The 21,934-nt window shown below is 62.8% G+C and carries 29 protein-coding genes; 9 read left to right on the top strand and 20 right to left on the bottom strand.

Translation table 11 applies throughout. The annotated features are described in order from the left end of the window. Window positions 1–70 precede the first annotated feature (70 nt). The gene (locus tag FJ867_RS18615) at window positions 71–310 is read right to left on the bottom strand and encodes a BrnA antitoxin family protein (protein WP_031250360.1); all 240 of its coding nucleotides are present in this window, start codon (window positions 308–310) and stop codon (window positions 71–73) included. Between the two features lie 216 nt (window positions 311–526). On the opposite strand from FJ867_RS18615, the gene FJ867_RS18610 reads away from it, so the two are divergent. The 3 genes from FJ867_RS18610 (at window position 527) to FJ867_RS18600 (ending at window position 2,022) form a co-directional block, all read left to right on the top strand. After that, a complete protein-coding gene (locus FJ867_RS18610) occupies window positions 527–829 on the top strand; it encodes an accessory factor UbiK family protein (RefSeq protein ID WP_140516880.1) in 303 nt (100 codons plus the stop codon). Between the two features lie 316 nt (window positions 830–1,145). Further along, window positions 1,146–1,646 carry a YbjN domain-containing protein gene (locus tag FJ867_RS18605; protein WP_127855850.1) on the top strand — a complete coding sequence of 167 codons (501 nt, stop codon included), beginning with the start codon at window positions 1,146–1,148 and terminating at the stop codon, window positions 1,644–1,646. Window positions 1,647–1,662: 16 nt separating this feature from the next. Continuing rightward, window positions 1,663–2,022, top strand: a complete 360-nt coding sequence (locus FJ867_RS18600) for a tRNA-binding protein (protein WP_140567062.1) — start codon at window positions 1,663–1,665, stop codon at window positions 2,020–2,022. Between the two features lie 13 nt (window positions 2,023–2,035). On the opposite strand, the gene FJ867_RS18595 is transcribed toward FJ867_RS18600, so the two are convergent. From FJ867_RS18595 to FJ867_RS18580, 4 genes are all read right to left on the bottom strand, one after another. Then, window positions 2,036–3,058, bottom strand: a complete 1,023-nt coding sequence (locus tag FJ867_RS18595; protein ID WP_140649725.1) for a glycosyltransferase family 1 protein — start codon at window positions 3,056–3,058, stop codon at window positions 2,036–2,038. A 248-nt stretch (window positions 3,059–3,306) separates the two neighbouring features. Beyond that, window positions 3,307–4,722 (bottom strand): ATP-binding protein, encoded by a 1,416-nt coding sequence (locus FJ867_RS18590; RefSeq protein WP_140496008.1) that lies wholly within the window; start codon window positions 4,720–4,722, stop codon window positions 3,307–3,309. Window positions 4,723–4,770: 48 nt separating this feature from the next. Then, window positions 4,771–5,490 (bottom strand): response regulator transcription factor, encoded by a 720-nt coding sequence (locus FJ867_RS18585; RefSeq protein ID WP_140496007.1) that lies wholly within the window; start codon window positions 5,488–5,490, stop codon window positions 4,771–4,773. Further along, window positions 5,477–6,010: a MarR family transcriptional regulator gene (locus tag FJ867_RS18580; RefSeq protein WP_181165219.1), complete on the bottom strand. Its 534-nt coding sequence runs from the start codon at window positions 6,008–6,010 to the stop codon at window positions 5,477–5,479. Before FJ867_RS18580 ends, FJ867_RS18585 begins: the two co-directional genes overlap by 14 nt. A gap of 258 nt (window positions 6,011–6,268) precedes the next feature. Here FJ867_RS18580 and FJ867_RS18575 point away from each other — a divergent pair, with 258 nt between their 5' ends. From FJ867_RS18575 to FJ867_RS18565, 3 genes are all read left to right on the top strand, one after another. Continuing rightward, window positions 6,269–7,162 (top strand): branched-chain amino acid aminotransferase, encoded by an 894-nt coding sequence (locus FJ867_RS18575; RefSeq protein ID WP_140666084.1) that lies wholly within the window; start codon window positions 6,269–6,271, stop codon window positions 7,160–7,162. A gap of 146 nt (window positions 7,163–7,308) precedes the next feature. Further along, complete coding sequence (locus FJ867_RS18570) at window positions 7,309–7,623, top strand: hypothetical protein (RefSeq protein WP_140496005.1); 315 nt, start codon at window positions 7,309–7,311, stop codon at window positions 7,621–7,623. Window positions 7,624–7,793: 170 nt separating this feature from the next. Next, on the top strand, window positions 7,794–8,432 hold the full coding sequence (locus FJ867_RS18565) for an MBL fold metallo-hydrolase (RefSeq protein ID WP_140496004.1): 639 nt from the start codon (window positions 7,794–7,796) through the stop codon (window positions 8,430–8,432). 89 nt (window positions 8,433–8,521) lie between these two features. Here the strand turns inward: FJ867_RS18565 and FJ867_RS18560 are convergent, their stop codons facing one another. The 3 genes from FJ867_RS18560 to FJ867_RS18550 all read right to left on the bottom strand — a co-directional run bounded on the left by FJ867_RS18560 (window position 8,522) and on the right by FJ867_RS18550 (window position 9,882). Beyond that, entirely contained in the window at window positions 8,522–8,944 is a 423-nt protein-coding gene (locus FJ867_RS18560; RefSeq protein WP_140516874.1) for a BA14K family protein, read from the bottom strand. A gap of 190 nt (window positions 8,945–9,134) precedes the next feature. Beyond that, complete coding sequence (locus tag FJ867_RS18555; protein WP_006202521.1) at window positions 9,135–9,347, bottom strand: cold-shock protein; 213 nt, start codon at window positions 9,345–9,347, stop codon at window positions 9,135–9,137. 322 nt (window positions 9,348–9,669) lie between these two features. After that, the gene (locus tag FJ867_RS18550) at window positions 9,670–9,882 is read right to left on the bottom strand and encodes a cold-shock protein (protein ID WP_006202520.1); all 213 of its coding nucleotides are present in this window, start codon (window positions 9,880–9,882) and stop codon (window positions 9,670–9,672) included. A gap of 581 nt (window positions 9,883–10,463) precedes the next feature. Between FJ867_RS18550 and FJ867_RS18545 the strand changes: the two genes are divergently transcribed. Continuing rightward, window positions 10,464–10,868 (top strand): Kazal-type serine protease inhibitor, encoded by a 405-nt coding sequence (locus FJ867_RS18545; RefSeq protein WP_140631846.1) that lies wholly within the window; start codon window positions 10,464–10,466, stop codon window positions 10,866–10,868. 78 nt (window positions 10,869–10,946) lie between these two features. On the opposite strand, the gene FJ867_RS18540 is transcribed toward FJ867_RS18545, so the two are convergent. The 5 genes from FJ867_RS18540 to FJ867_RS18525 all read right to left on the bottom strand — a co-directional run bounded on the left by FJ867_RS18540 (window position 10,947) and on the right by FJ867_RS18525 (window position 12,366). Then, a complete protein-coding gene (locus tag FJ867_RS18540; protein ID WP_140567053.1) occupies window positions 10,947–11,171 on the bottom strand; it encodes a hypothetical protein in 225 nt (74 codons plus the stop codon). A gap of 89 nt (window positions 11,172–11,260) precedes the next feature. Further along, complete coding sequence (locus FJ867_RS28795; RefSeq protein ID WP_181165218.1) at window positions 11,261–11,398, bottom strand: hypothetical protein; 138 nt, start codon at window positions 11,396–11,398, stop codon at window positions 11,261–11,263. Between the two features lie 42 nt (window positions 11,399–11,440). Then, window positions 11,441–11,725 (bottom strand): hypothetical protein, encoded by a 285-nt coding sequence (locus tag FJ867_RS18535; protein WP_140560619.1) that lies wholly within the window; start codon window positions 11,723–11,725, stop codon window positions 11,441–11,443. Further along, complete coding sequence (locus FJ867_RS18530) at window positions 11,722–11,991, bottom strand: hypothetical protein (protein ID WP_140516870.1); 270 nt, start codon at window positions 11,989–11,991, stop codon at window positions 11,722–11,724. Before FJ867_RS18530 ends, FJ867_RS18535 begins: the two co-directional genes overlap by 4 nt. Before the next feature lie 168 nt (window positions 11,992–12,159). After that, window positions 12,160–12,366, bottom strand: a complete 207-nt coding sequence (locus FJ867_RS18525) for a cold-shock protein (RefSeq protein ID WP_140495998.1) — start codon at window positions 12,364–12,366, stop codon at window positions 12,160–12,162. A 425-nt stretch (window positions 12,367–12,791) separates the two neighbouring features. Here FJ867_RS18525 and FJ867_RS29325 point away from each other — a divergent pair, with 425 nt between their 5' ends. Beyond that, on the top strand, window positions 12,792–12,914 hold the full coding sequence (locus tag FJ867_RS29325; protein WP_263487657.1) for a hypothetical protein: 123 nt from the start codon (window positions 12,792–12,794) through the stop codon (window positions 12,912–12,914). A 187-nt stretch (window positions 12,915–13,101) separates the two neighbouring features. Beyond that, a complete protein-coding gene (locus tag FJ867_RS18515) occupies window positions 13,102–14,736 on the top strand; it encodes a tetratricopeptide repeat-containing sulfotransferase family protein (protein WP_140818186.1) in 1,635 nt (544 codons plus the stop codon). A gap of 51 nt (window positions 14,737–14,787) precedes the next feature. Here FJ867_RS18515 and FJ867_RS18510 read toward each other — a convergent pair whose 3' ends face one another. The 7 genes from FJ867_RS18510 to uvrB all read right to left on the bottom strand — a co-directional run bounded on the left by FJ867_RS18510 (window position 14,788) and on the right by uvrB (window position 21,926). Further along, on the bottom strand, window positions 14,788–15,141 hold the full coding sequence (locus tag FJ867_RS18510) for a DUF1428 family protein (protein ID WP_140560622.1): 354 nt from the start codon (window positions 15,139–15,141) through the stop codon (window positions 14,788–14,790). Between the two features lie 113 nt (window positions 15,142–15,254). Next, on the bottom strand, window positions 15,255–15,680 hold the full coding sequence (locus FJ867_RS18505) for a glyoxalase/bleomycin resistance/extradiol dioxygenase family protein (protein WP_140495994.1): 426 nt from the start codon (window positions 15,678–15,680) through the stop codon (window positions 15,255–15,257). Between the two features lie 154 nt (window positions 15,681–15,834). Further along, on the bottom strand, window positions 15,835–16,017 hold the full coding sequence (locus FJ867_RS18500; RefSeq protein ID WP_140556066.1) for a hypothetical protein: 183 nt from the start codon (window positions 16,015–16,017) through the stop codon (window positions 15,835–15,837). A gap of 128 nt (window positions 16,018–16,145) precedes the next feature. Further along, the gene (locus FJ867_RS18495; RefSeq protein WP_140516860.1) at window positions 16,146–16,454 is read right to left on the bottom strand and encodes a HigA family addiction module antitoxin; all 309 of its coding nucleotides are present in this window, start codon (window positions 16,452–16,454) and stop codon (window positions 16,146–16,148) included. Between the two features lie 27 nt (window positions 16,455–16,481). Then, complete coding sequence (locus FJ867_RS18490; RefSeq protein ID WP_140560712.1) at window positions 16,482–16,757, bottom strand: type II toxin-antitoxin system RelE/ParE family toxin; 276 nt, start codon at window positions 16,755–16,757, stop codon at window positions 16,482–16,484. Between the two features lie 64 nt (window positions 16,758–16,821). Further along, window positions 16,822–18,348: an ABC-F family ATP-binding cassette domain-containing protein gene (locus tag FJ867_RS18485; protein WP_140560623.1), complete on the bottom strand. Its 1,527-nt coding sequence runs from the start codon at window positions 18,346–18,348 to the stop codon at window positions 16,822–16,824. 416 nt (window positions 18,349–18,764) lie between these two features. Further along, window positions 18,765–21,926, bottom strand: a complete 3,162-nt coding sequence (gene uvrB, locus FJ867_RS18480; protein ID WP_140495990.1) for an excinuclease ABC subunit UvrB — start codon at window positions 21,924–21,926, stop codon at window positions 18,765–18,767. Window positions 21,927–21,934: the final 8 nt, after the last annotated feature.

The raw sequence follows: 21,934 nt of genomic DNA, 5'->3' as shown, positions 1-21,934 counted from the left end.
AAGGTGGTCGGCCTCAAAGATCGGATCGGATCACCGCTTGCAGGCCCATCGCGCCGTGCGGGCGGTGAGCTCAATCCCTTGGCTTGGCGGCCACCAACTGCCGCAACGCGTCGTTGATCCTGTCCTGCCAGCCGGGGCCATCTTCCTGGAAATGATCGAGCACGGCCCGGTCGATCCGGATCGAAACAAGCTCGCGGACGTTCGGCGCGGCCGAAGCTTCGCGAATTGGCGGTGCCGGCTTCTTCACCGGTTTGAAGGCAGCTTCGGCGGCTGCCATCGGATTGGTCGGTCGGCGCGGAGGGGTTGCCATTGGTGACCCTGACTGAAGTGTGCTTGAGGCAATGCGAGACGAGAACACAATAGGCGAGCTGGCGCCCTCAAGTACAGCTCTGGCGCCCGTCTGAGAGCTTCTTACAGGAATGCTACGGCCATGCGCCACAGCAACGCAGACAGCGCGGCAACCCTCAACGTTCTTGCATTCGGCGCGCCGTACTACTAACTCAATTCCAGCAACCGAGGATTTGCCATGTCGACCGGACCGAACCGCATTCTCGATGAATTCGCCAAGCTGATGACCGATGCCGCGGGCGCCGCGCAGGGCGTGCGGCGCGAGGTGGAGACCGCCTTCAAGGGACAGGCCGAACGCATCCTGAATTCGATGGACGTGGTGCAGCGCGAGGAATTCGAGGCCGCGCGCGAAATGGCCGCCAAGGCCAGGGAAGAGAATGCTCGCCTTGTCGACCGCATCGAGGCGCTCGAGGCCAGGCTTGCCGAACTGACCGGGCAGGCCACACCTGCGGCTTCCGCAAAGCCCAGGCCGAAAAAATAATTCGTTAAACTTTTCCACAAAGCACCAGCCTGAAAAGCGCTTTGCCGTGAATCGCTTACCGGCATTGCGTGACTCTGTGTGACAGCGCCTTTCCACATGCGAATGACGCAGCGCGAAAAATTGGGCTGTTCACGCGACTCCCGATCAATAGACTGAATTTGTTGCATGATTCGGAGCAGGGTCATGCGCCGGGCGGTGGGGTCCGGTCTGGGGTCTTTGCGTCGAGAAGTCCTGGCCGTCCGAGTTCTAGATCAGATTGTTCGTCGTGTGTGCCCCGCGGAGCGTGTGGCGCTCCCCTGAACACAGGAAGCATTCCATGGAACTTCTCGAACTCGAATTCTCCCGCGAAATCCATCCGGTGGATGTCATTGAGCAGGTGGCCCACAACAATGACTGGTCCTTCGAACGGGCCGGCGACGACGAAATCTCGATCTCGGTCGCCGGAAGCTGGACCGACTATCACGTCTCCTTCTCGTGGATGGAGGATTTCGAGGCGCTGCATCTGGCCTGCGCCTTCGACATCAAGGTGCCGGAGGCGCGCGCGCTGGAAGTGATGCGGCTGTTGTCGCTGATCAACGAACAGATGCTGTTCGGCCATTTCGACCTGTGGGAGCAGGAAGGCGCGATCATGTTCCGCCAGTCGCTGCTTCTGGCGGGCGGGGTCGAGCCATCGAGCCAGCAGGTCGAGGTGCTGCTGTCGTCGGCGCTGGAGGCCTGCGAATGCTACTTCCAGGCGTTCCAGTTCGTCGTCTGGTCCGGCACATCGGCCAAGGACGCGCTGGCGGGGGTGCTGTTCGAGACTTTCGGCAACGCCTGACCAAGATGTTTTCGACATGAGTTCAAGCAGCGAGCGCAAGCCCGAGATCAGTTTCGCCGATTTCGATCGTGTCGACATCCGCGCCGGCACGATCCTCGAGGCCGAACCGTTTCCGCAGGCACGCAAGCCGGCGTTCAAGCTCAAGATCGATTTCGGGCCCGAGATCGGGGTGAAGAAATCGTCGGCGCAGATCACCAAATATTATACGCCCGAGACGCTGATCGGCCGGCAGGTGTTCGCGGTGGTCAATTTTCCGCCGCGCCAGATCGGGCCGTTCATGTCGGAAGTGCTGACGCTCGGCTTTCCCGACGAAGAGGGCGCCGTGGTGCTCGGCGCCATCGAGCGCAAGGTGCCGGACGGCGGGCGGCTGTTTTAGCCGAGAGGTAGCGTCAGGCCGCCAGTTTCCGCGTCGTGCCCAGCGCCTCCTGGACCGTATCGAGAAACATTTCCGCGCAGGCTTTCCAGCTGTAGCGCATAGCGCGTTCTCGCGCCTGGGCGCGGTCGACATCGAGGGCGGCGAGCGATGCCGCGCGCAGGTCGTTGGAGACCGCGCCGCCGAAGCCGTCGCCGACGATGTCGATCGGTCCCGTGACCGGAAAGGCGGCGACCGGCGTGCCGCTGGCCAGCGCTTCGATGATGACGTTGCCGAAGGTGTCGGTGCGGCTCGGAAAGACGAAAACGTCGGCCGAGGCGTAGATTTCGGCCAGTTCATCGTTGGGGCGGTGGCCAAGGAAATGCGCGGCGGGGTAGCGCGCCTTGAGCTTCGCCAGTTCCGGGCCCTCGCCGACAATCACCTTGCTGCCGGGCAGGTCGAGATCGAGGAAGGCGGAGAGGTTCTTCTCGATGGCGACGCGGCCGACACAGAGGAACAACGGGCCGGGGAAGCCGAGATCCTTCCTCTTGTCGGGCCGGAAATGATCGGTGTCGACGCCGCGCGTCCATGGCCTCAGCTTGTTGAAACCGCGCGCTGCAAGATCATCCGCCAGCGACTGCGTCGCGACCAGCGTGCCTTGGCCGGAATTGTGGAAATCGCGCAGCCAGCGATAGGCCCAGCTTTCCGGCACCGGCAGCCGGGCGCTGAGATATTCAGGAAAGCGTGTGTGGTAGCTGGTCGTAAACGGCCGGCCGGCATTGCGGCAGTAGCGCCGCGCCATGATGCCGAGCGGACCTTCGGTGACGATGTGGATGTGGTCTGCCTTGTAGGCCTCGATCAGGCGCGCGACATGACCTGGCGTGGTCAGCGCCAGGCGGATATCGGGATAGGTCGGCAAGGGCAAAGTGTGAAAGATGTTGGGTGTCAGGAAATCCACCGCGACGTCGAACGATTTCAGCGTCTCGGTGAGCCGCTCCAGCGTGTGGACGACGCCATTGACCTGCGGGCGCCAGGCGTCGGTGACCATCAATATGCGCATGGCGGGCCTTTGCTCGAAAGGTCGGCGGTTGCCTCGGTATGATGCCGGGACGGCGACCAGCCTGCGGCCCTCGCTTCGCTCCAGCGCACCCGGGCGGGCACGGGATCGAAGTGAGGCGGCGGGCTCGAATCAAGTGAGGTCGCGCGCTTCATGCGCGCTCTTCAGCATGGTTTCATGACGCGCCAATGAAATCGGCCGAACATGACCTCGTCCGGAAACGGTTTCCGCTTCCCGCGATTAAGTCCCTGTCAGGCCGGAACCTTGATCACGGCGCGCAAGCCGCCGAGCGGGCTGACATCGAGCGTGATGTCGCCGCCATGGCTGCGGGCGATGTCGCGGGCGATCGACAGGCCGAGGCCAGTGCCGCTGGCATCGAGATTGCGGGCCTCGTCGAGCCGCATGAAGGGTTTGAACACCTCTTCGCGCTTTTCGGCCGGAATGCCCGGACCGTCATCGTCGATGGTGACCACGAGCGAGCCGCGGCCATGATTGGCGGCCACCTCCACCGTCTTGGCGTAGCGGAAGGCGTTGCCGATGACATTCGACATCAGCCTGGCGAAGGCGTTCGGCCGCACATGCACGGTCGGATCGCCGGAAAGCGTCGTCGACAATTTGCATTTGCGCAACCGAGCTTCCTCGCTCAGCTTCTGGAAATAGGCTTCGAGATCGAAGCGCCCGGTGTCTTCCGAGGCCTCGCCACGGGCGAAGGCAAGATAGCCTTCGAGCATCGACTGCATGTCGTCGATGTCCTGGTTGAGCGCGGCCTTGGTCTCGGCCTTGCCGCCCGCCAGCGCCAGCTGCAGCTTGAAGCGGGTGAGGATGGTCCTGAGGTCATGGCTGACGCCGGTGAGCATGGCGGTGCGCTGTTCGATCTGGCGCTCGATGCGCTCGCGCATCTGGATGAAGGCAAAACCGGCGCGGCGGACCTCCTCCGCGCCGCGCGGACGGAAATCACGCGGCATCGGCCGGCCCTTGCCGAAGCTTTCGGCGGCTTCGGCCAGCGTCAGGATCGGCCGGATCTGGTTGCGCAGGAAGGGAATGGCGATCATCAGCAGCACCAGCGAGGTACCGACCATCCAGATCAGGAAGATGTGCGTGTTCGAAGCATAGGCCTGGCTGCGGCGCACGAAGACGCGCAACACCTTGCCTTCGAGCTGGACGCGCACCTCGATGATGTTGGAGTTGCCGACCGTATCGATCCAGAACGGCCGGTTGATCTGGCGGGTGATCTCGGCGGAGAGAACGTCGTCGAGGATGGAGAAGAACGGCTTTGGCCCGGGCGGCGGCAGCGGGTCGGGCGGCAGGAGGTCGACCTTCAACTGCATACGGTCCTGGGCGATGCGGATGATGTTGGCGTAGTCGGCGTCGTGCGGATAGGTCTCGATCAGGTCGATGATGGCGGCGATGTCGCGCACGGTCGCCTGCGACAGGCGCTGCGTCACGGTCGCCCAATGCCGCTCCATGAAGACGAAAGCGACCACCGATTGCAGCAGGATCATCGGCGCGATGACGATGATCAGCGAGCGCGCGTAGAGGCGCTTGGGCATGTAGAGCGAAACGAGGCGCCAGAACCGGTTCCAGACGCGCGGACCCCTCTTGAGCAGCCGTGTGGAGCGCGTGCTCAAGCCGTCAGATTCCGGCTGTTCCAGTTCCGTGGTCGCCATTCACCTTTCGCTCGCTCCGTGGCCGTCAGGCAGGCCGAAGGCGGTAGTCTATTCGACGCTGAGCCGATACCCAATACCACGGACCGTCTGCAGCCAGACCGGATTGGAGGGATCGCGCTCGATCTTGCGGCGCAGCCGATTGATCTGGACGTCGATGGTGCGTTCGCCGACATCCGATTCGTCGCCGACCAGTTCGTGGCGTGGAATGGTTTCGCCGGCGCGCGCGGCGAATATCGCCAGGATCTCCTGCTCGCGATCGGTCAGCTTCAGCGCCTCGCCGCCACGCTTCAATTCGCGCCTGGCGATCTGGAATGTGTAGGGACCGAAGACGAGCTGCTCCACCTTGGGCGTGGTCGCAGGGCCGCCGCGGCGCAGGATGTTGTTTATGCGCAGGATCAATTCGCGCGGATCGAAGGGCTTTGGCAGGTAATCGTCGGCGCCGGCCTCCAGGCCGGTGATGCGGCTGTCGGTTTCCGATAGCGCCGTCAGCATCAGGATCGGCACGTTCTTCTCGGCCCGCAGCGCCTTGGTCAGGTCGACGCCGTTTTCGCCGGGCATCATCACATCCAGCACAAGAAGATCGAAGTCGAGGCCGGCGAGCTTGCGCCGGGCTTCGCCCGAATTGCCGGCGACGGTGACGCGAAAACCGTTTTCGGTCAGATATTGCTTGAGCAGGTTGCGGATGCGGGTGTCGTCATCGACCACAAGCAGATGCGGCGCATCGTCGTCCGGTGCGGCCGCGTGATCAGCGCGTTCAGTGCTCTCCATGGCTTTTCCCTGACATTTTTGCGGACCCAACGTCGATCTGGGCTCTCAGTTCCGGATTGACCATTGCTTCGAGGAAGCGTTCCACCTGGGTCCGTTCGGCGGCTCCGGAATCTTCCAATGCAGCATGGATGCGGCGCGACTGTGGCCGTGCCAGCGCCAGCGCCAGCGCGCGGCCCTTGGCGGTCGGGTACAGTTCGCGCTGGCGACGGTCGCGCGGCCCTTGCAACTGCACGACATGGTCGGTGTCGATCAGCTGCTTCAGCACGCGCGCCAGGCTCTGCTTGGTGATCTTCAAGACATCGAGCAGTTCGGCGACCGTCAGGCCCGGCCTGCGGTTGACGAAATGCAGCACCCTGTGGTGGGCGCGGCCGAAGCCATAGTCGGCCAGGATCTGATCGGGATCCGAGGTGAAATCGCGATAGGCGAAGAAAAACAGCTCGATGAGGGCGAAATCAATGCCATCCTCGATTGACATCGCGGTCCTGATCGGTGTCCCGGCTGCTCGGCTTCGATCCGTCATCTTTTCTCCATGGGCAGGGAAGATTATGTCAGTACTATTGACGTAATTTCCCTGCAATGATAATTTTTGACAAGGTTTTGGGCGGATTGCGAACGAAAAGGCAAGACAGGCCGGGTTTTCCGGAACTTCCTGAGTTTGCCAGAGCACGATTATCCGCCTACCTTTCCAGACAGCGGCAGGCGCCCCAACCAGATGGCGCGGCCGACAAGAGCACGCAACGAACAACGATATGCGGGCTGCCGCCCGCGGGAGGTTACCATGGCATCCGTTCCCTTTGATCAACTGGACGGCTTCATCTGGATGAATGGCGAGTTCGTGCAATGGGGCGAGGCCAAGATCCATGTGCTGACCCACGGCCTGCACTATGCCAGCGCGGTGTTCGAGGGCGAGCGCGCCTATGGTGGCGAGATCTTCAAGCTCAACGAGCATACCGAGCGCCTGCATGAATCGGCGCGGCTGCTCGGCTTCAAGATCCCCTATTCGGTGGCCGAGCTCAACGACGCCTCCAGTACCCTGCTGAAGAAGCAGGGCTTCAAGGATGCCTATGTCAGGCCGATCGCCTGGCGCGGCAGCGAGCAGATGGGCGTTTCGGCGCAGAACAACCGCATCAATTGCGCCATCGCCATCTGGCAGTGGCCTAGCTACTTCGATCCGGCGCAGAAGCTGAAAGGCATACGTCTCGATATGGCTGAGTGGCGCCGGCCCGACCCGCGCACGGCGCCGTCCAAATCGAAGGCTGCAGGCCTCTATATGATCTGCACCATGTCCAAGCATGCCGCCGAGGCCAAGGGCTATGCCGACGCCATGATGCTCGACTGGCGCGGCCAGGTCGCGGAAGCCACCGGCGCCAACATCTTCTTCGTCCAGGACGGCAGGATCCACACGCCAAAGCCGGACTGCTTCCTCGACGGCATCACCCGCCGCACGGTCATCGGCCTCGCCAAGGACCGCGGCCTGGAGGTGGTGGAGCGCGCCATCATGCCGGAAGAACTCGAGGGCTTCGAGCAGTGCTTCCTGACTGGAACGGCAGCGGAAGTGACCCCGGTTTCGGAGATCGGGCCGTACCGATTCGAGGTCGGCGAGATCGCCAAGACTCTGATGAATGACTATTCTGCGGCCGTTCAGCCGAAGCACGCGATCGCCGCAGAATAACGAAAGTCACAGCTTTTCACGCAAGCAGGGGCGGTTTTCGGGCCGCCCCTTTTATTTCAGCGTTTCTGCATTTGACTTTCGCTGAATTCAGCGTCTCCATGATGGTGTCGGCCCGGGAGGCTGGCAGCTATGGAGGGACTGGTAAGATGGACATGAATACGCTTCTTCCGATCATCGTTCAGATCATTACAGGCATCATCGGTGGTCAGGCGGTCGGCGCGGCGATCAAGACGGCGGCGCTGGGGCAGCTTCCCAAGATCCTGGGCGGCGCCATTGGCGGCGTCGGCGGCGCGGCGATCCTCGGCAGCCTGCTCGGCGGCACAGTCGATCCGGCAGCGGCTGCGGCAGCGACGAGTGGTCTGGGCAGCGCGCTCAACCTGCAGAACATCGTCGGCGGCGCCGGCGGCGGCGCGATCCTGACCGGCATTATCGGCGCGGTCATGGGCGCCATGAAGAAGTAAGCCTGCGATCTCGGGCTGGCCAAATGGGCGGCTTCGGCCGCCCATTTCTGTTTCCAGAGCGCGCCGCATGAATGCGTTTCGACGCGACGCGCTTTGGAACGACCGATCCCAAGGGTGGACGCCCTTCGCTCGCGCCTCTACATCACGGCGTGAACATCGAAAGGACGATCATGGGTCAGCTCAATGCCGGCATCGTGCCGGTCACGCCTTTCCAGCAGAATTGCACGATCCTGTTCGACATGGACGACAAGCACGGTGTCGTCGTCGATCCGGGCGGCGATATCGACAAGGTGCTGGCGGCGCTGAAGGACAATGCGATATCGGCCGGCGCGATCTGGATCACGCATGGTCATATCGACCATGCCGGCGGCGCGATGGAGTTGAAGGAAGCGCTCGGTGTCGAGATCATCGGCCCGCACGAGGCCGACAGGATGTTGCTCGACAATCTTGAGAACCAGGGCGAGCGCTATGGCATTGCCGGCGTGCGCAACTGCGTGCCCGACCGGTTTCTCACCGAAGGCGAGACGGTCTCGTTCGGCTCGCATCTCTTCGAGGTGCTGCATTGCCCCGGCCACGCGCCCGGCCATGTCGTCTATTACAACCGCGCGGCCAAATTCGCCCATGTCGGGGACGTGCTGTTTCGCGGCTCGATCGGGCGCACCGACCTGCCGGGCGGCGATCATGCGGCACTCATCGCCTCGATCAAGGACAAGCTTTTGCCGCTCGGCGACGACATCGGCTTCATCTGCGGCCACGGTCCGGGCGGGCGTTTCGGCGAGGAGCGGCGGAGCAATCCGTTTTTGACGTGAAGCGCGTCGCGCCGAAGCCGGTGCCGGCTTGACAAAAAAAGCGCCGGCCTTGCGGTCAGCGCTTTTTGTTGAGGCAGGGAAGCCCTTGATCAGTTAGCGGTGCAGAAATGCTGCTCGCCGTCATTGCCGGTGAAGGTGCCGGTGCGGGCGTTGAAGGTGCGGTACCGGTCGGAGCAATAGTCGTACCAGCCGCGCGTCCACGGTTCGGCATAGCGGTCGGCGTAGACCACTTGCGGTTCGGCATAGTAGCGGCGGACCGGCGCCGGGCGAATCCGCACATCGCGATCGTAGTAACCGTCATCGTAGTAGTCGCGGGGCGGCGGCTGCTGGTTGGCCAACGCACCGCCGATCAGCGCGCCGGCCGCGAGGCCGAGGACGCCGGCGGCAATGGCATCGCCATGGTCATGATGGTGGCGGTGACGCCAATCGCCCGCATTGGCCGCGGGCAAGGCCGCGAACGTGGTGGCAACCACTGCGGCGGACAGCACGGCTGTCTTGAAAATTCGGTTCATGTCAATCTCCTTCGTGCCGGCCCGTAAGAATTCCGGGGATGCGGTCCGGCTTTACGAAAGATTAATATGAGACCGTGGCTGAACGGGGGCTGAACGAATTTTTGCCTGACCGGAGGGCACGGGCATCAACTATCGAACGCTCCAGGGAGCGAAGCTGTCCTGCCAGAACAGCCGCCGTTCCGGAGCAGGCTCAGCCGATCGACAGGTTGACGGCCTTGGGACCCTTGCCGCGCTTGTCAGGCTCGGTGTCGAATGTCACTTTCTGCCCATCCTCAAGACCGGGAAGACCCGACGCCTGCACGGCCGAAATATGAACGAAGACATCCTTCGCGCCATCATCCGGTGTGATGAAGCCGAACCCTTTGGCATGGTTGAAGAATTTGACGGTGCCGGTCTGCGGCATGGGAAGCTCCTTTGATCCCATAAACTCCAGTCTCGGGCCGGCAAATGCCCGAATGGAAATTTGTCCTTTATTTTAGCGTCATCGGCAAGAGAAAGTTTTGCGGGCACTTAAAGCGCGTCGCGCTTTAAGTTTTCATTATGATGCATGTCGTTGACCCGACACCGGATCCACTTTGGGGCGACAGCATTTTTGCTGCGCTGCGACATGAAAAAGGCGCGACGAAAATCGCCGCGCCTTCAAAATTCGTTTGCCTCTTCCGAAGTCATTCAAGCTTCGGAGCCTCAGTCGCACGGCCAGGAAGGGCGTGCTGCTGGCCGATGGCTCAGGCGGCGCGGAGGTTGACGGCCTTGGGGCCTTTGCCCATGCGATCCGGCTCGACGTCGAAGGTGACCTTCTGGCCGTCGACGAGCGTGCGCAGGCCCGAGGCCTCGATCGCGGAAATGTGGACGAATACGTCCTTGGCGCCACCGTCGGGCGTGATGAAACCGAAGCCTTTGGTCGCGTTGAAGAATTTAACGGTGCCGGTCTGGGCCATTGGGGAAACTCCTTCACCCGTTCAGTCTTGATGGTCCTGCCCGCCACCTCGCGTCGAGGGCAGTTCCCGGTGGTAGCTTTCGGCAGTCATGCATTGGCGCATGGTCAAACCCCCCGCCGAAAAACGGGGCCGTCAGAGATTCACAGTATCGGGGAAAGGTCGTCCAAAACGTTCCGCTCTCCGGGTCGCAAATGCCCGAACACGGAATTTATCGCACGGAAAAGTGAAGGTTGCAAGATAGCGCCGCGGGCCGCCCCCGATGGGCGCGTCCCGACGCATGAATCGACCAATCCGAGCATCGACGCGCCGCAAATAGGCCTCGTTGCCTGAGGGGTCATCGGCCACAGCCCCGTCACGCATGGGCCAGCGGCGGCGACGGCTGGCGGTGCGAGGCGCCGGGATAATCCAGGCGACGTTCTTTTTAGCAGCCGGCTGCAAACGAGGGTTGCAATCGGCGATGGAATGCGGAGGATCGCAACAGCGCGACTGGTTTGAGCCTTTGCTTCGTGAATATCATTGTCCCGAACAGCTGCGTACTTGGAGCGGCACGCAGCGAGGCGAGGATCGAGGGAGAGACGATCATGAGGTTTCTTGCGGCAATCTTCTCGCGACAGGGTTTTGTCGTCCTGTTCCTGTCGGCTGTTCTTGCCGCCTGTACAGTGGTCGTCGACGACGGCCCGGGACCGCGGCCACGGCCGCCGCGGCCGGGACCGCAATTCTGCACCAAGCAGTACGAGCCCGTCTGCGCCAGGCGCGGTGACGACCGCCAGACCTTCGCCAATGCCTGTCTTGCCGACCGGGCGGGTTATGGCATCGTGCGCGACGGTCCCTGCCGTGACGGCGGCGAGGGTGGCGGCGAGCAGACTTTCTGCACCCGCGAATACGCGCCGGTCTGCGCCCGGCGCGGCGGAGAGTTGCGAACCTTCCCCAACGCCTGCGAGGCACGCGCCGCCGACTACCGCATCGTTGGCGGGGGCCGCTGCTGAAAGGCCGGGTGTTCGTCTTTTCCGCACCTTGGGAAAACGCGGATGCCGTCTAAAACAAATTTCGGGGACGTGTGACGGTCACAACGCGGATGGATAGGCGCCGTCGGCCGGCCCGGCGTAAAGCTCGCTGCCGTGCTCATCGCAGATGCGCACGCGGTCGGGGATTTGCGGCATTGCGAGCGTATGGAAGAGCGCGGTGGCGCCCTGCCAGGCTGCGCGCAGGGTAGGGGCTTCCAGCGACACCTTGTCGAGCGTCGCTTCCTCGGCTTCGCGCGATCGGTAAAACTCGATGACGAAATTCAAGGACGCCTCCATGGTGCGTTGTTCCGCCAGGGAGATTCTCCGGCAGGAGATTCTGCGGCAGGGATGGGCGCGGAAGAAGTCGTCCGCGATCAGCTCTTCGATTTCGGCTTCAGGCCGCTCTCGGCCTGCTTGACCGACGAGCCGAACGGGGAGGCGGGCTTGGCCACCACCTTATCCTTCTTGGGCTTGCGTGTTTCGCGGTTGCTGCGCTGTTGACCCTTGGCCATCTTGTCTGCTCCTCGTGCTGGTGGTCTGGCGTCGCCGGGGTCTCAGACCGCCGGATCGTTGCCAACGATCGGATTGTCGGTACCAATCGGATTGTCGGCTGGTTCGAGATTGTCTTCCGTGGTGACCCGCTCGTGGGTCTCCTGCTCGCTGCGGATGCGGTACTGCGGGGAGCCGTCCTTGACCGGCAGCCTGCTCTTGATCTCGAACAGCTCCGCAGTCTTGTTGAGGAGCCCTGTGCGGCTCTTCATGCGCACGGTCTGGCCGACGGCGAAGAGATGCGAGGGCGTGTCGGTGCGCGGACGCGCATTCTGCTGGAAACGGATCATGCTGCATTCTCCCTGTCGCGCTTCAGCGCTGTTTCGAGGTCCAGGTAATCGATGGCGACGAGTTGACTGGTGGTCGGGTTTTTCACCGCCCTTGCCGGCAAATGGATGAAGGTGGCGACGCGGCGCCAGGCAAGCCGCGACATGCCCTCGATCAGCTCTTCGTCGTGATCGATGTCGTAGTCGCCCGCCGGCAGTTGCCCTTCCAGCCCGCCGAGTACGAAAGGAGCCATGAAATGTGCGACGGAATGGGTCGTGCGGTCCGGCATTGTCCTGCCTTGATGTTTTAAGCCCTGTGGCGACATGCGAGGCGGAGAGCCTCAAAGCAAAAAAGCGGGGACGAGCCCCGCTTTCCTATTTCCGGCAATCGCTGGAAATAAGCCATTTTCGAGAGCTGCCAGTACATCCGTGGTCAGCGGTCATCGAATTCGGCCGGATCAGATCAGTTGCAAATTGGCGGCCGACTCGCGGCCCTTGGCATCACGCTCCAACTCGAATTGCAGCTTCTGGCCTTCGGCGAGGCCAGGAAAGCCCGCGCGTTCCAATGCGCTGACATGGACGAAAACGTCCTTGCCGCCGTCGGTTGGTTGAATGAAGCCAAAACCCTTCTGGCCATTGTAGAATTTCACGGTTCCGGTGTTCATGGGTGTCTTTCGAAGAATGAGAACGGTCGCGGAGCAAATGCGCCGCGCTGCCGATATCGATGATTTGGAGTGAGATTGGCGGGTCGAGAACCTCTGACGCCGCGAAATGCCAATTCTGGCCCAAACGCTCATATATATGTAGCTCGACTTTGCATGGTTTTCAAGAAGATTTGGAAAAATAAGTAAGCCAACGGAAAAAGATTGCTGCGTTCATTTGAAAAACTCTGCTATGGTTTGATGATATTTTCCAAAAATTCTCAAAAAATCATTTTGGGGTCCACTCCCGAAATTTGCGTTTTATTTCTCCAAAAAGGACAAAAACCATGGTTTCTGCGAGAAGCTCAAGAGGTAATACCACAGCGATCAACCCGCCCATCAGGCCGGCCACCGCATATGCCGTCGCCATCGGGCGTACCGGCAAACCTATGATCGTCAAGTCGGCGCGGCTGACCGTCAGGAGCGACGAGGCTGAAAGGCGGACGATCGCCGATACTGACGGAACGGTTCGGCGCGCCAGGCAGACGGCCGAGACCAACCGGCTGATTTGATCTTGTCCGCGCCGATGGCAAGCGCAAGAAACCAAGCAAAGCCTTGAACCCGCCGCGCCAATGGCCTAGATCGCGGCAGGCGGACAAACACGGCAGGTTTCCCATTAACAGAGATCAGAGACGAGCGGCGGGTGCTGGCGCCAACTCCGGCTCGGGCGGACAGCCGCCGTCGAGTCTCGACCAGCATGTGCAGAGGGCGCTGCAACTGCATCAGGCGGGGCGGCGGCAAGAGGCCGAGGCGCTCTATCGGCAAGTGCTGACGCACAAGGTCAACCATGCGGCGGCTGCGCATTTTCTCGGTCTTTTGCTGCACCAGACCGGGCGCAGCGCCGAGGGGCTCGGTCTCCTCGAGCAATCGGTGCGCTTGCGGCCGAAGAATCCGGATTTCCTCAACAACCTCGGCACGGTGATGCGCGATCTCGGCCGTGTCGCGGCGGCCGCCGACTTCTTCCGTGGCGCGGTGGCGCTGCGGCCGGACCAACTCGCGGCGCGCGACAATCTCGGCTCGTCACTGAAACAGCTTGGGCAGTTCGAGGGCGCCGAGGAGATCTATCGCGGCACGGTCGCGCGCAATCCCTTCCATTTCCGCGCCCGCATCGGGCTTGCCGAAACCTTGCAGGAAGCGGGGCGCCTGGACGAGGCGCTGGCCGTCTTCCGCGAGGCGCTGTCGATCCGTCCGAAGGACGCCGAACTGCTGCACGGGCTGGGCGTCGGGTTGATGGAAAAAGGCGAGCTCGACGAGGCGGCCGACCTGTTCCGGCAGGCGCTGGCGGCCGATCCCGGCATGGCGCGCGCCTGGCTGATGCTGACGCAGGTCAAGCGCCAGAAGGAGCGCGATGCCGAATTGACCGGGATGGAGGCCCAGCACGCCAAGGCGCTGCCGGACAGCCTGGCGCGCATGCAGCTTGCCTTCGGCCTCGGCAAGGTCAACGACGATCTGAAGGATTATAACAGAGCCTTCGACTATTTCGCCGAAGGCAATGCCATCCGCCGCAAAGGCATCGACTACGACGCGGAAAAGACACGCGCCGAATTCGAGGCTATGAAAACGGTGTTCGACAGGGATTTCTTCCAGAAGCACAGGCCGAGCGCGATCTCCGACGATACGCCGATCTTCGTCGTCGGCATGCCTCGTTCGGGCACGACCCTGGTCGAGCAGATCATCGCCAGCCATCCGCAGGTCTACGGCGCCGGCGAGCTCGGCATCCTGAAGACGGCGGTCGGCAGGCAGTTCCCGGCGACCATGCCCGGCGGCTTCCCCTGGGGCGTTTCGGATGCGCCCGATACGGATTTTGCCGAGGCGGGACGCGCCTATCTCGACATGCTGCATGCCCGCTATCCGCACATGCGCCACGTCACCGACAAGATGCCGGGCAACTTCCTGCTTGTCGGCTTCATCCACATGATGATGCCAAAGGCCAGGATCATCCATTGCGCCCGCGATGCGGCGGCAACCTGCCTTTCGATCTACAAGGTGCATTTCCGCGGCGACAGCCACCGCTACGGCTATGATCTGGGCGAACTCGCCGATTTCCACAATCTCTACACGGACATCATGGCGCATTGGCACAAGGTGCTGCCTGGCGTCGTGCACGATGTGCGCTACGAGGATTTCGTCGCCGACCAGGAAGGCCAGAGCCGGGCGCTGATCGACTATCTCGGGCTGCCATGGGACGATGCCGTGCTGTCGTTCCACCAGACCGACCGGCCGGTGCGCACGGCTTCCGCCGCGCAGGTGCGCCAGCCGATGTATCAAGGCTCGGTCGACCTGTGGAAGCGCTACGGCGACAGGCTGAAGCCCCTGCTGGACAGACTGGCTTAATGCGGCGCGGCATTTCCGGCGGAGCGCTCCCGCTCCGCCCAAGTGCGTTGCCTACAATTCCATGAACGTCTGGAACCCGCCGAAGATCATGCGCTTGCCGTCGAACGGCATTTTCGACATATCCGGCTGCAATCGTGGATCGGCCATCACCTTGGCCATGACCGCGTCGCGGTCCTGCCTGGATTTGTAGACGACCCAGGAAAAGATGACGACTTCGTCGTCCTTGGCCTGCACGGCGCGTGGAAACGACGTGACCTCGCCATAAGGCACATCGTCGCCGACGCACTCGACATAGGCGAGCGCGCCGTGTTCCTTCCAGACGGCGCCGGCGGTGTTGGCCAGCTTCTTGTAATCGTCGAGTTTTGCCTTTGGCACGGCAAGCACGAAACCGTCGACATAGGACATGGCAATCTCCTTGTTTGCTGCATCCGGCGCCGGGCCGGCAGGGATGCGACCCGGGGCAGGTGGGCGCGCACTTCTCGCCGAGAGTGCTGACGCCCGCTATCGAATTGCGACGGTTATTGCTCCACTGGAGCGTTCATCGCCCATGCGACTCCGAAAGGGTCCTTCACCTGGCCCCAGCGGTCGCCCCAGAACATCACCTGCAGCGGCGTCACGATCTCGCAGCCGGCGTCGACCGCGCGCTGCCACCAGCCGTCGATCTCGTCGCTGCCGAGATGAAGCTGGAGCGTATAGCCCTGCGGCGCCTGGTGCGGGTGGCCGTGCTCGGGATAGGCGTCGCCCAACATCAGCGTCGAGCCGTTGATGTGGAGGTGGACATGCATCGTGCGGCCTTTTTCGTCCGCGGGGTAGGCAAAGACCTGTTCGGCGCCGAACGCCTTCTGGTAGAATTCGGCAGCCTTGAAGGCGCCGTCCACCTGCAGATAGGGGGTCAATCCGCCGAGCACTTTCGCCTTGGGCTGCACAGGGGTCTGGTCGGTCATTGCGTGTTCCTCTTCACGTTTGATTTGGCCTTGCGGACCATAGGACGCGCGAGGTGACGGCGGTCCTACATGGGCTTGAAATTTTTCTCGAGGGCCGGGCCCGGACTGGCCGGGCGACCGGAGAACTCAAGCGATAGACGCATGGCTCGGCCGCTCATATGACCTTGGCCGAGACGGCGGCTGAGCGGCGGCTGTTCTGCGCGTCGAAGAGTTCTGGAAAGCCAACGTCCTTGCGCAGTTCGGCGGGGAGCGAAAGCAGGATGCGCTCGCTACGATGGCGGGCACGCGCCGCCGCATATCGGGTTGCGATGCGGCCGATGGAGGAAAGGACGGACATGATGCATTCTCCCTGGGTTGGCGCCGGCATCATCGTGTCGGCATCCCAAGGACGAGGCAGGTTCAGGCGATCCGACAGGTCGTCGTTTTTTTCTCGCAGCGTTTAATTTCTCATTCGAGCGCCACGGCCTACGCGACCTTGAGCGTCGGAATAGCCGAAACATCCACCTCACGTTCGGCATGCCAGGCATCGAAAGCTGCCTGCATGCGAAGCCAGATCGCGGCTCCATCGCCGAACAGCTTCCCAAGGCGGGCGGCCACAGCCGGTGAAACCGGCTTCTTTTCGCGGATGATGTCATAGAGCTGCTGCCGGGAGATGCCGAGCAGCTTTGCAATTTCCACCTTGGTCTTTCCAGTTGCCGGGATAATGTCCTCAAGCAGCGCTCCCGGGTGGGAGGGACAGCGCTCGATAGGACGCGTCGGCTCGTGCACGCTCATAGATCGAACTTCTCCAATCTGGCCGCCTCAGCGGTATTGCTCGAAGTCGACGCGGGCGTCCTTGCCGTCGAATTCAAACGTGATGCACCACGGGCCGTTGACGTGGACCGTGTAACGGATGGGATCGAAGCCTCTCAGCGCATGGAAGGCAAAGCCAGGAAGGTTCATCTCCTCGGGCTTTTCTGAAGCTTCCAGGCGGTCAAGCCGGACAAGAACGCGCTTGTGCATCTTGGCGTCGATCTTGCCGGTTTTCCCGGTTTGAAAGAGCTCTGACAGGGCCTTGTTCCTGAAAGACTTGATCATGAGGTATGTAAACAGATCGCTTACAAGATTCAAGGACCTGTAAGCGGATAATTTACAATCCGATCTATCCCGCCCCTTCAGCCACTGAGCGGAAGAACTCCTCGGGATCGTCGACTTCGGTCAGCCGCCGCCTCTCGATCAGCCAGAAGCGGTTGCCGATGGCACGGATGAAGGAGCGATCGTGCGAGGCGAGCACGCAGCTTGCCTGGTGCTTGAGCAATTCCTCCTCCAGCGCTTCCTGGCCGTCGATGTCGAGATGGTTGGTCGGCTCGTCGAGCAGATAAAAATTCGGATTGGCGAGCCTCAGCGCCAGCATCATCAGCCGCGCCTTCTGGCCGCCGGACAGCACACTGATCCTGCGCTCCTGCATCTCGATGCCGACGCCGGCGCCGGCAAGCAGAGAGCGGGCGCGCTGTTCGCCGACATCGTAACGGCGCGACACCATCGCCAGTGGCGTATCGTCGCCGCCGATGCCGGACAGGGCCTGGTCGCTGTAGCCGAGCACCGTCGACGGCGTCACCTTCACGTTCTGAACCGTGTCGGGTTCGATAATGGCGTTGCGGATCAGCGTGACGAAGCGCGACTTGCCAACGCCGTTGCGGCCAAGCAGCACGATGCGGTCGCCCTGGCAGATGTGGCGCTTGCCGGTCCTGAACAAGAGCGTGCCGTCGGGCGTTTCCACCGCCGCGTCGTCGAGCGTGATCAGCACCTTGGCGTGCGTGCCGCGATTGGCCAGCCGGATCGCCCCCGCCGATTTCTCGTGATGCGCCGGGGCCGCCGCGTCCTCAAGTCGCTCCGCGCGCTGCTTGAGCTGCTTGGTCTTGACCGTGAGAAGGTCGCTGCCCGAATTGATGCCGATATTGTTGAGCTTGGCAGCCTGGCGTCGCAATTGCTGCGCCACCTTCATGTCGCGCTGGAATTTTCGCTCGGTCGAGGCATCGACCTCATCGAGGGCCTGCCGGGCGCGGGAGTAGGGAAGGGAAAACACCGGCGACTGGTCCGGGCGCAGGAACAACGTGCGGTTGGTGGCGGCGTCGAGAAAGGCGCGGTCGTGGCTGGCGATCACCACCGGCACCTCTCGCGGTAGCGCGTTCAGCCAAGTTTCGAGCTGGCTGATGCGGGCAAGGTCGAGATGGTTAGTCGGTTCGTCGAGCAGCAGCATGTCGGGATCGGTGACCCAGACACGCGCGATCAGTGCCAGCCTCTGCCAGCCGCCGCTCAGCGCCTGCATCTCTCGCTCGCGCATCGCCTCAGGAACGTCGAGCGAATCCAGCACCACATTGACACGCCATAGTTCGCTTTCGGCTTGCTCGGGCGGCAAAGCGTCAGCCACCACCTGATGAAAGCTGCGGCCAAGCAGGGCAGCAGGAACGGACTGCTCGACATGGCCGACGCGCAAGCCGCGCGTGCGGGTAATGTCGCCGGAGGTCGGCTCCATCTCGCCGGCCAGGCATTTGAGCAAGGTCGACTTGCCGCGACCATTGGCGGCAACGATGCCGAGCCGGTCGCCGCTGCCGATGGTGAGGTCGAGATTGGAAAAGAGCGGCGCACTCATCGTGACGCCGAGGGATTTGAGGCTGATCAGGGCCATGTCGATTTCTCTGGTCTATCCGGAAAGTCCGGCTCAATGCACTTTGTCAGTGCGCAAGCGGCCATCAGGCTCGGCAATGCGCACCACGAAGGGCAGACCAAAAAATCGAAGCGGGAAAAACCCGGACCGTCCCTGGTCAGCCCTGCAAGCAAGCTCGCAGGGCGGAAATCGGGCCACGCTGACGATGGTGATCGATAAACACGCAGCCCTCCTTTCAAGACGTTTGGGTGTGGGGACTGAGTACACCAAAGGTCATGCGCTGGGCAAGAGGAGGGTAGCGTCGAGCGGGGCGCTGAAGCTGCCAATCTCCCCACTCGCGGGGGAGATGTCCGGTCCACCCTCCGCAGCTGCAGCGCAGCTGCTGTGGAGGACGGGCAGGACAGAGGGGGCGCCGTCCCGCCGGCCTTTCGAACGAACTACTTTCCGGGCCGTCCTGTCTTCGCGGGCCGGCGCTTTTCGCGGCGGGCGTCGCCGGGGTCTTCATAAGAACCAATGCCGGCGCGTTGGCGCACGACGGGTTTGTCCTCGCGTTCCTTCGCGCCCCCGTCTGTCCTGCCGGCCCCAACAACGGGAGAGATCGGCTGAGGCTTCGCCGGCACTTTTCCCTCGACCGGTTTCTCGGTGCGGCGCACGGTCATCTCGTCGAGAGAGTTTTTCTTGAACAGCGGTTTGGTCGGCTCGCCGGGAATGCCGAAATCCGAGCCGTGTGCTTCGGACGCCGATTGTTTCTTGAACAGCGAGCGCGACACGGCACCGGCCGGCGTCGGCATGTCGGTGCCTGGGCCCATGTCGTCGATCGACGGTTTGGCGAACAGGGGCTTCTTCACCGGCACCGCGCCATCGGCGCCCATCTCGTCGAGATCGGGCTTGCGGAAGAGATTGGGCCGGGCAGCCTTGGCTGCCTCTTCGGCGGCGCGTGCTTCGTCGAGCTTGCGGAACCGCTCCTGTTCCTCCGATGTACGATGCCTGGCCACGCCCTTGTTGTGCTTGCCTTTTTCGCGGCCCGAGACCGGGCTTTCCATATCGGCGTATTTGGCCAGCGGATCATCGGAGATCGACATCTCCATCTCACGCAGCCGCTTGATCTCGTCGCGAATGCGGGCCGCCTTCTCGAAATCGAGGTTGGCGGCGGCGTCGCGCATCTGCTTCTCCAGCGCGTCCAGATGGGCCTTGAGGTTGTTGCCCATCATGGCGCCGGCGCTGTCGGTGAACTGCGAGATATCGGCGCGGACATGGTCCTTCTCGTAGACCGAATCCAGAATGTCCGAGATGCGCGACTTGACCGATTCCGGCGTGATGCCGTTGGCGGCGTTCCACTCCATCTGCTTTTCGCGACGGCGATTGGTCTCGGCCATGGCGCGTTCCATCGAGCCGGTGACCTGGTCGGCATAGAGGATGACCTTGCCGTCGACATTGCGGGCGGCGCGGCCGATGGTCTGGATCAGCGACGTCTCCGAGCGCAAAAAACCTTCCTTGTCGGCGTCGAGTATGGCGACGAAGCCGCATTCGGGGATGTCGAGGCCTTCGCGCAAAAGGTTGATGCCGACCAGCACGTCGAAGGCGCCGAGGCGCAAATCGCGCAGGATTTCGATACGCTCCAGCGTGTCGATGTCGGAGTGCATGTAGCGCACGCGCACGCCTTGCTCGTGCAGATATTCGGTGAGGTCCTCGGCCATGCGCTTGGTCAGCACGGTGACCAGCGTGCGGTAGCCGGCCTTGGTCGTCTCGCGGATCTCCCCGACGACGTCGTCGACCTGGGTCTTGGCCGGGCGCACCTCGACCGGCGGGTCGATCAGGCCGGTCGGTCGGATGACCTGCTCGGCGAACACGCCGCCGGACTGCTCCATCTCCCAGCCGCCGGGGGTTGCCGAGACAGCGACCGAGAGCGGGCGCATGGCGTCCCATTCCTCGAAGCGCAGCGGCCGGTTGTCCATGCAGGAAGGCAGGCGGAAGCCGTATTCGGCAAGCGTCGCCTTGCGCCTGAAGTCGCCGCGATACATGCCGCCGATCTGCGGCACGGTGACGTGGCTTTCGTCGATGAAGACCAGCGCGTTGTCGGGAATATATTCGAACAGGGTCGGCGGCGGATCGCCCGGCTGGCGGCCGGTGAGATAGCGCGAATAGTTCTCGATACCGGCGCAGGAGCCGGTGGCTTCCAGCATTTCCAGGTCGAAGCGGGTGCGCTGTTCCAGACGCTGCGCCTCCAGCAGGCGGCCGGCGCGCTCGAGCTCGACCAGACGGTGCTTGAGCTCTTCCTTGATCGACTTGATGGCCTGGTTCAGCGTCGGGCGCGGCGTCACATAATGCGAATTGGCGTAGATCTTGACGCTTTTCAGCTCGCCCGTCTTCTGGCCGGTCAGCGGGTCGAATTCGGTGATCGCCTCGATCTCGTCGCCGAACATGGAGATGCGCCAGGCGCGATCCTCAAGGTGGGCTGGGAAGATTTCGATCGTGTCGCCGCGCACGCGGAACGAGCCGCGCACGAAATTGATGTCCTGGCGCTTGTATTGCTGGGCGACGAGGTCGGCGAGCAGAGCGCGCTGGTCGAGCCGGTCGCCGATCTGCATCTGGAAGGTCATAGCCGTATAGGTTTCGACCGAGCCGATACCGTAGATGCAGGAGACCGAAGCGACGATGATGACGTCGTCGCGTTCGAGCAGCGAGCGCGTCGCCGAGTGGCGCATGCGGTCGATCTGCTCGTTGATGGAGGATTCCTTCTCGATGAAGGTGTCGGTGCGCGGAACGTAGGCTTCCGGCTGGTAATAGTCGTAGTAGGAGACGAAATACTCCACCGCATTGTCGGGGAAGAATTTCTTGAACTCGGAATAAAGCTGCGCCGCCAGCGTCTTGTTCGGCGCCAGGATCAAGGCGGGACGCTGCGTCTCCTCGATCACCTTGGCCATGGTGAAGGTCTTGCCCGAGCCGGTGACGCCGAGCAGCACCTGCGTGCGATCGTTGTTTTGGACGCCCTCGACCAAGTCCTTGATGGCGGTTGGCTGGTCGCCGGCCGGCTCGAAATCCGACACCATCTTGATGGTGATCCCGCCCTCGGACTTTTCCGGCCGGGCCGGGCGGTGCGGCGTCCACAGCACGCCGTCCTTGTGCAGCGGATTGCCGGATTCAATCAATGCCGAGAGAGCCGCCACCGTCGCGGTGACGCCGCTCGATGTCATCGTCTCGGCTTCCTCGAGCGAGACGTCGAGGCCGGCGACGGGATTGAGGCCGGCCGCAGCGCGCTCGCGGGCTGTCGCCGCGCCGCCCATCGAGGTGCCACGCGCCGTGCGCCCGGGCGCCGCGGAGCGCTCGGGGATCTTCTTCGATGGCTTCGGCGACTTGCCGCCGTCCTTGCCGGCCTGGCGCCCTTCGCGTTCGGCTTCCTGCTCGATCTGCTCGGCCCAGTCCGCGACCGAACCGGTGAGCGGCGTGCCGGACAGTTCGGGCTGGGGCATCTCGGCGAAGCCGCCTTCGTGCAGCGGCTCCGAGGCGTCGAGGAAATCGGTCAGCGGGCTGCGCCGCTTGGGCGCGGCGCGGTCGTCATTCGCCGTCGACGGCGTTCTCTTTTCGGTGGATTTGGCCATGGCCGGAA

This window comes from Mesorhizobium sp. B2-5-3, assembly GCF_006441005.1.
In the GTDB taxonomy this organism is placed as follows: Bacteria; Pseudomonadota; Alphaproteobacteria; order Rhizobiales; family Rhizobiaceae; genus Mesorhizobium.
Note: the sequence above shows the minus strand (reverse complement) of the source record. Positions and strands in the feature narration are given on the sequence as shown.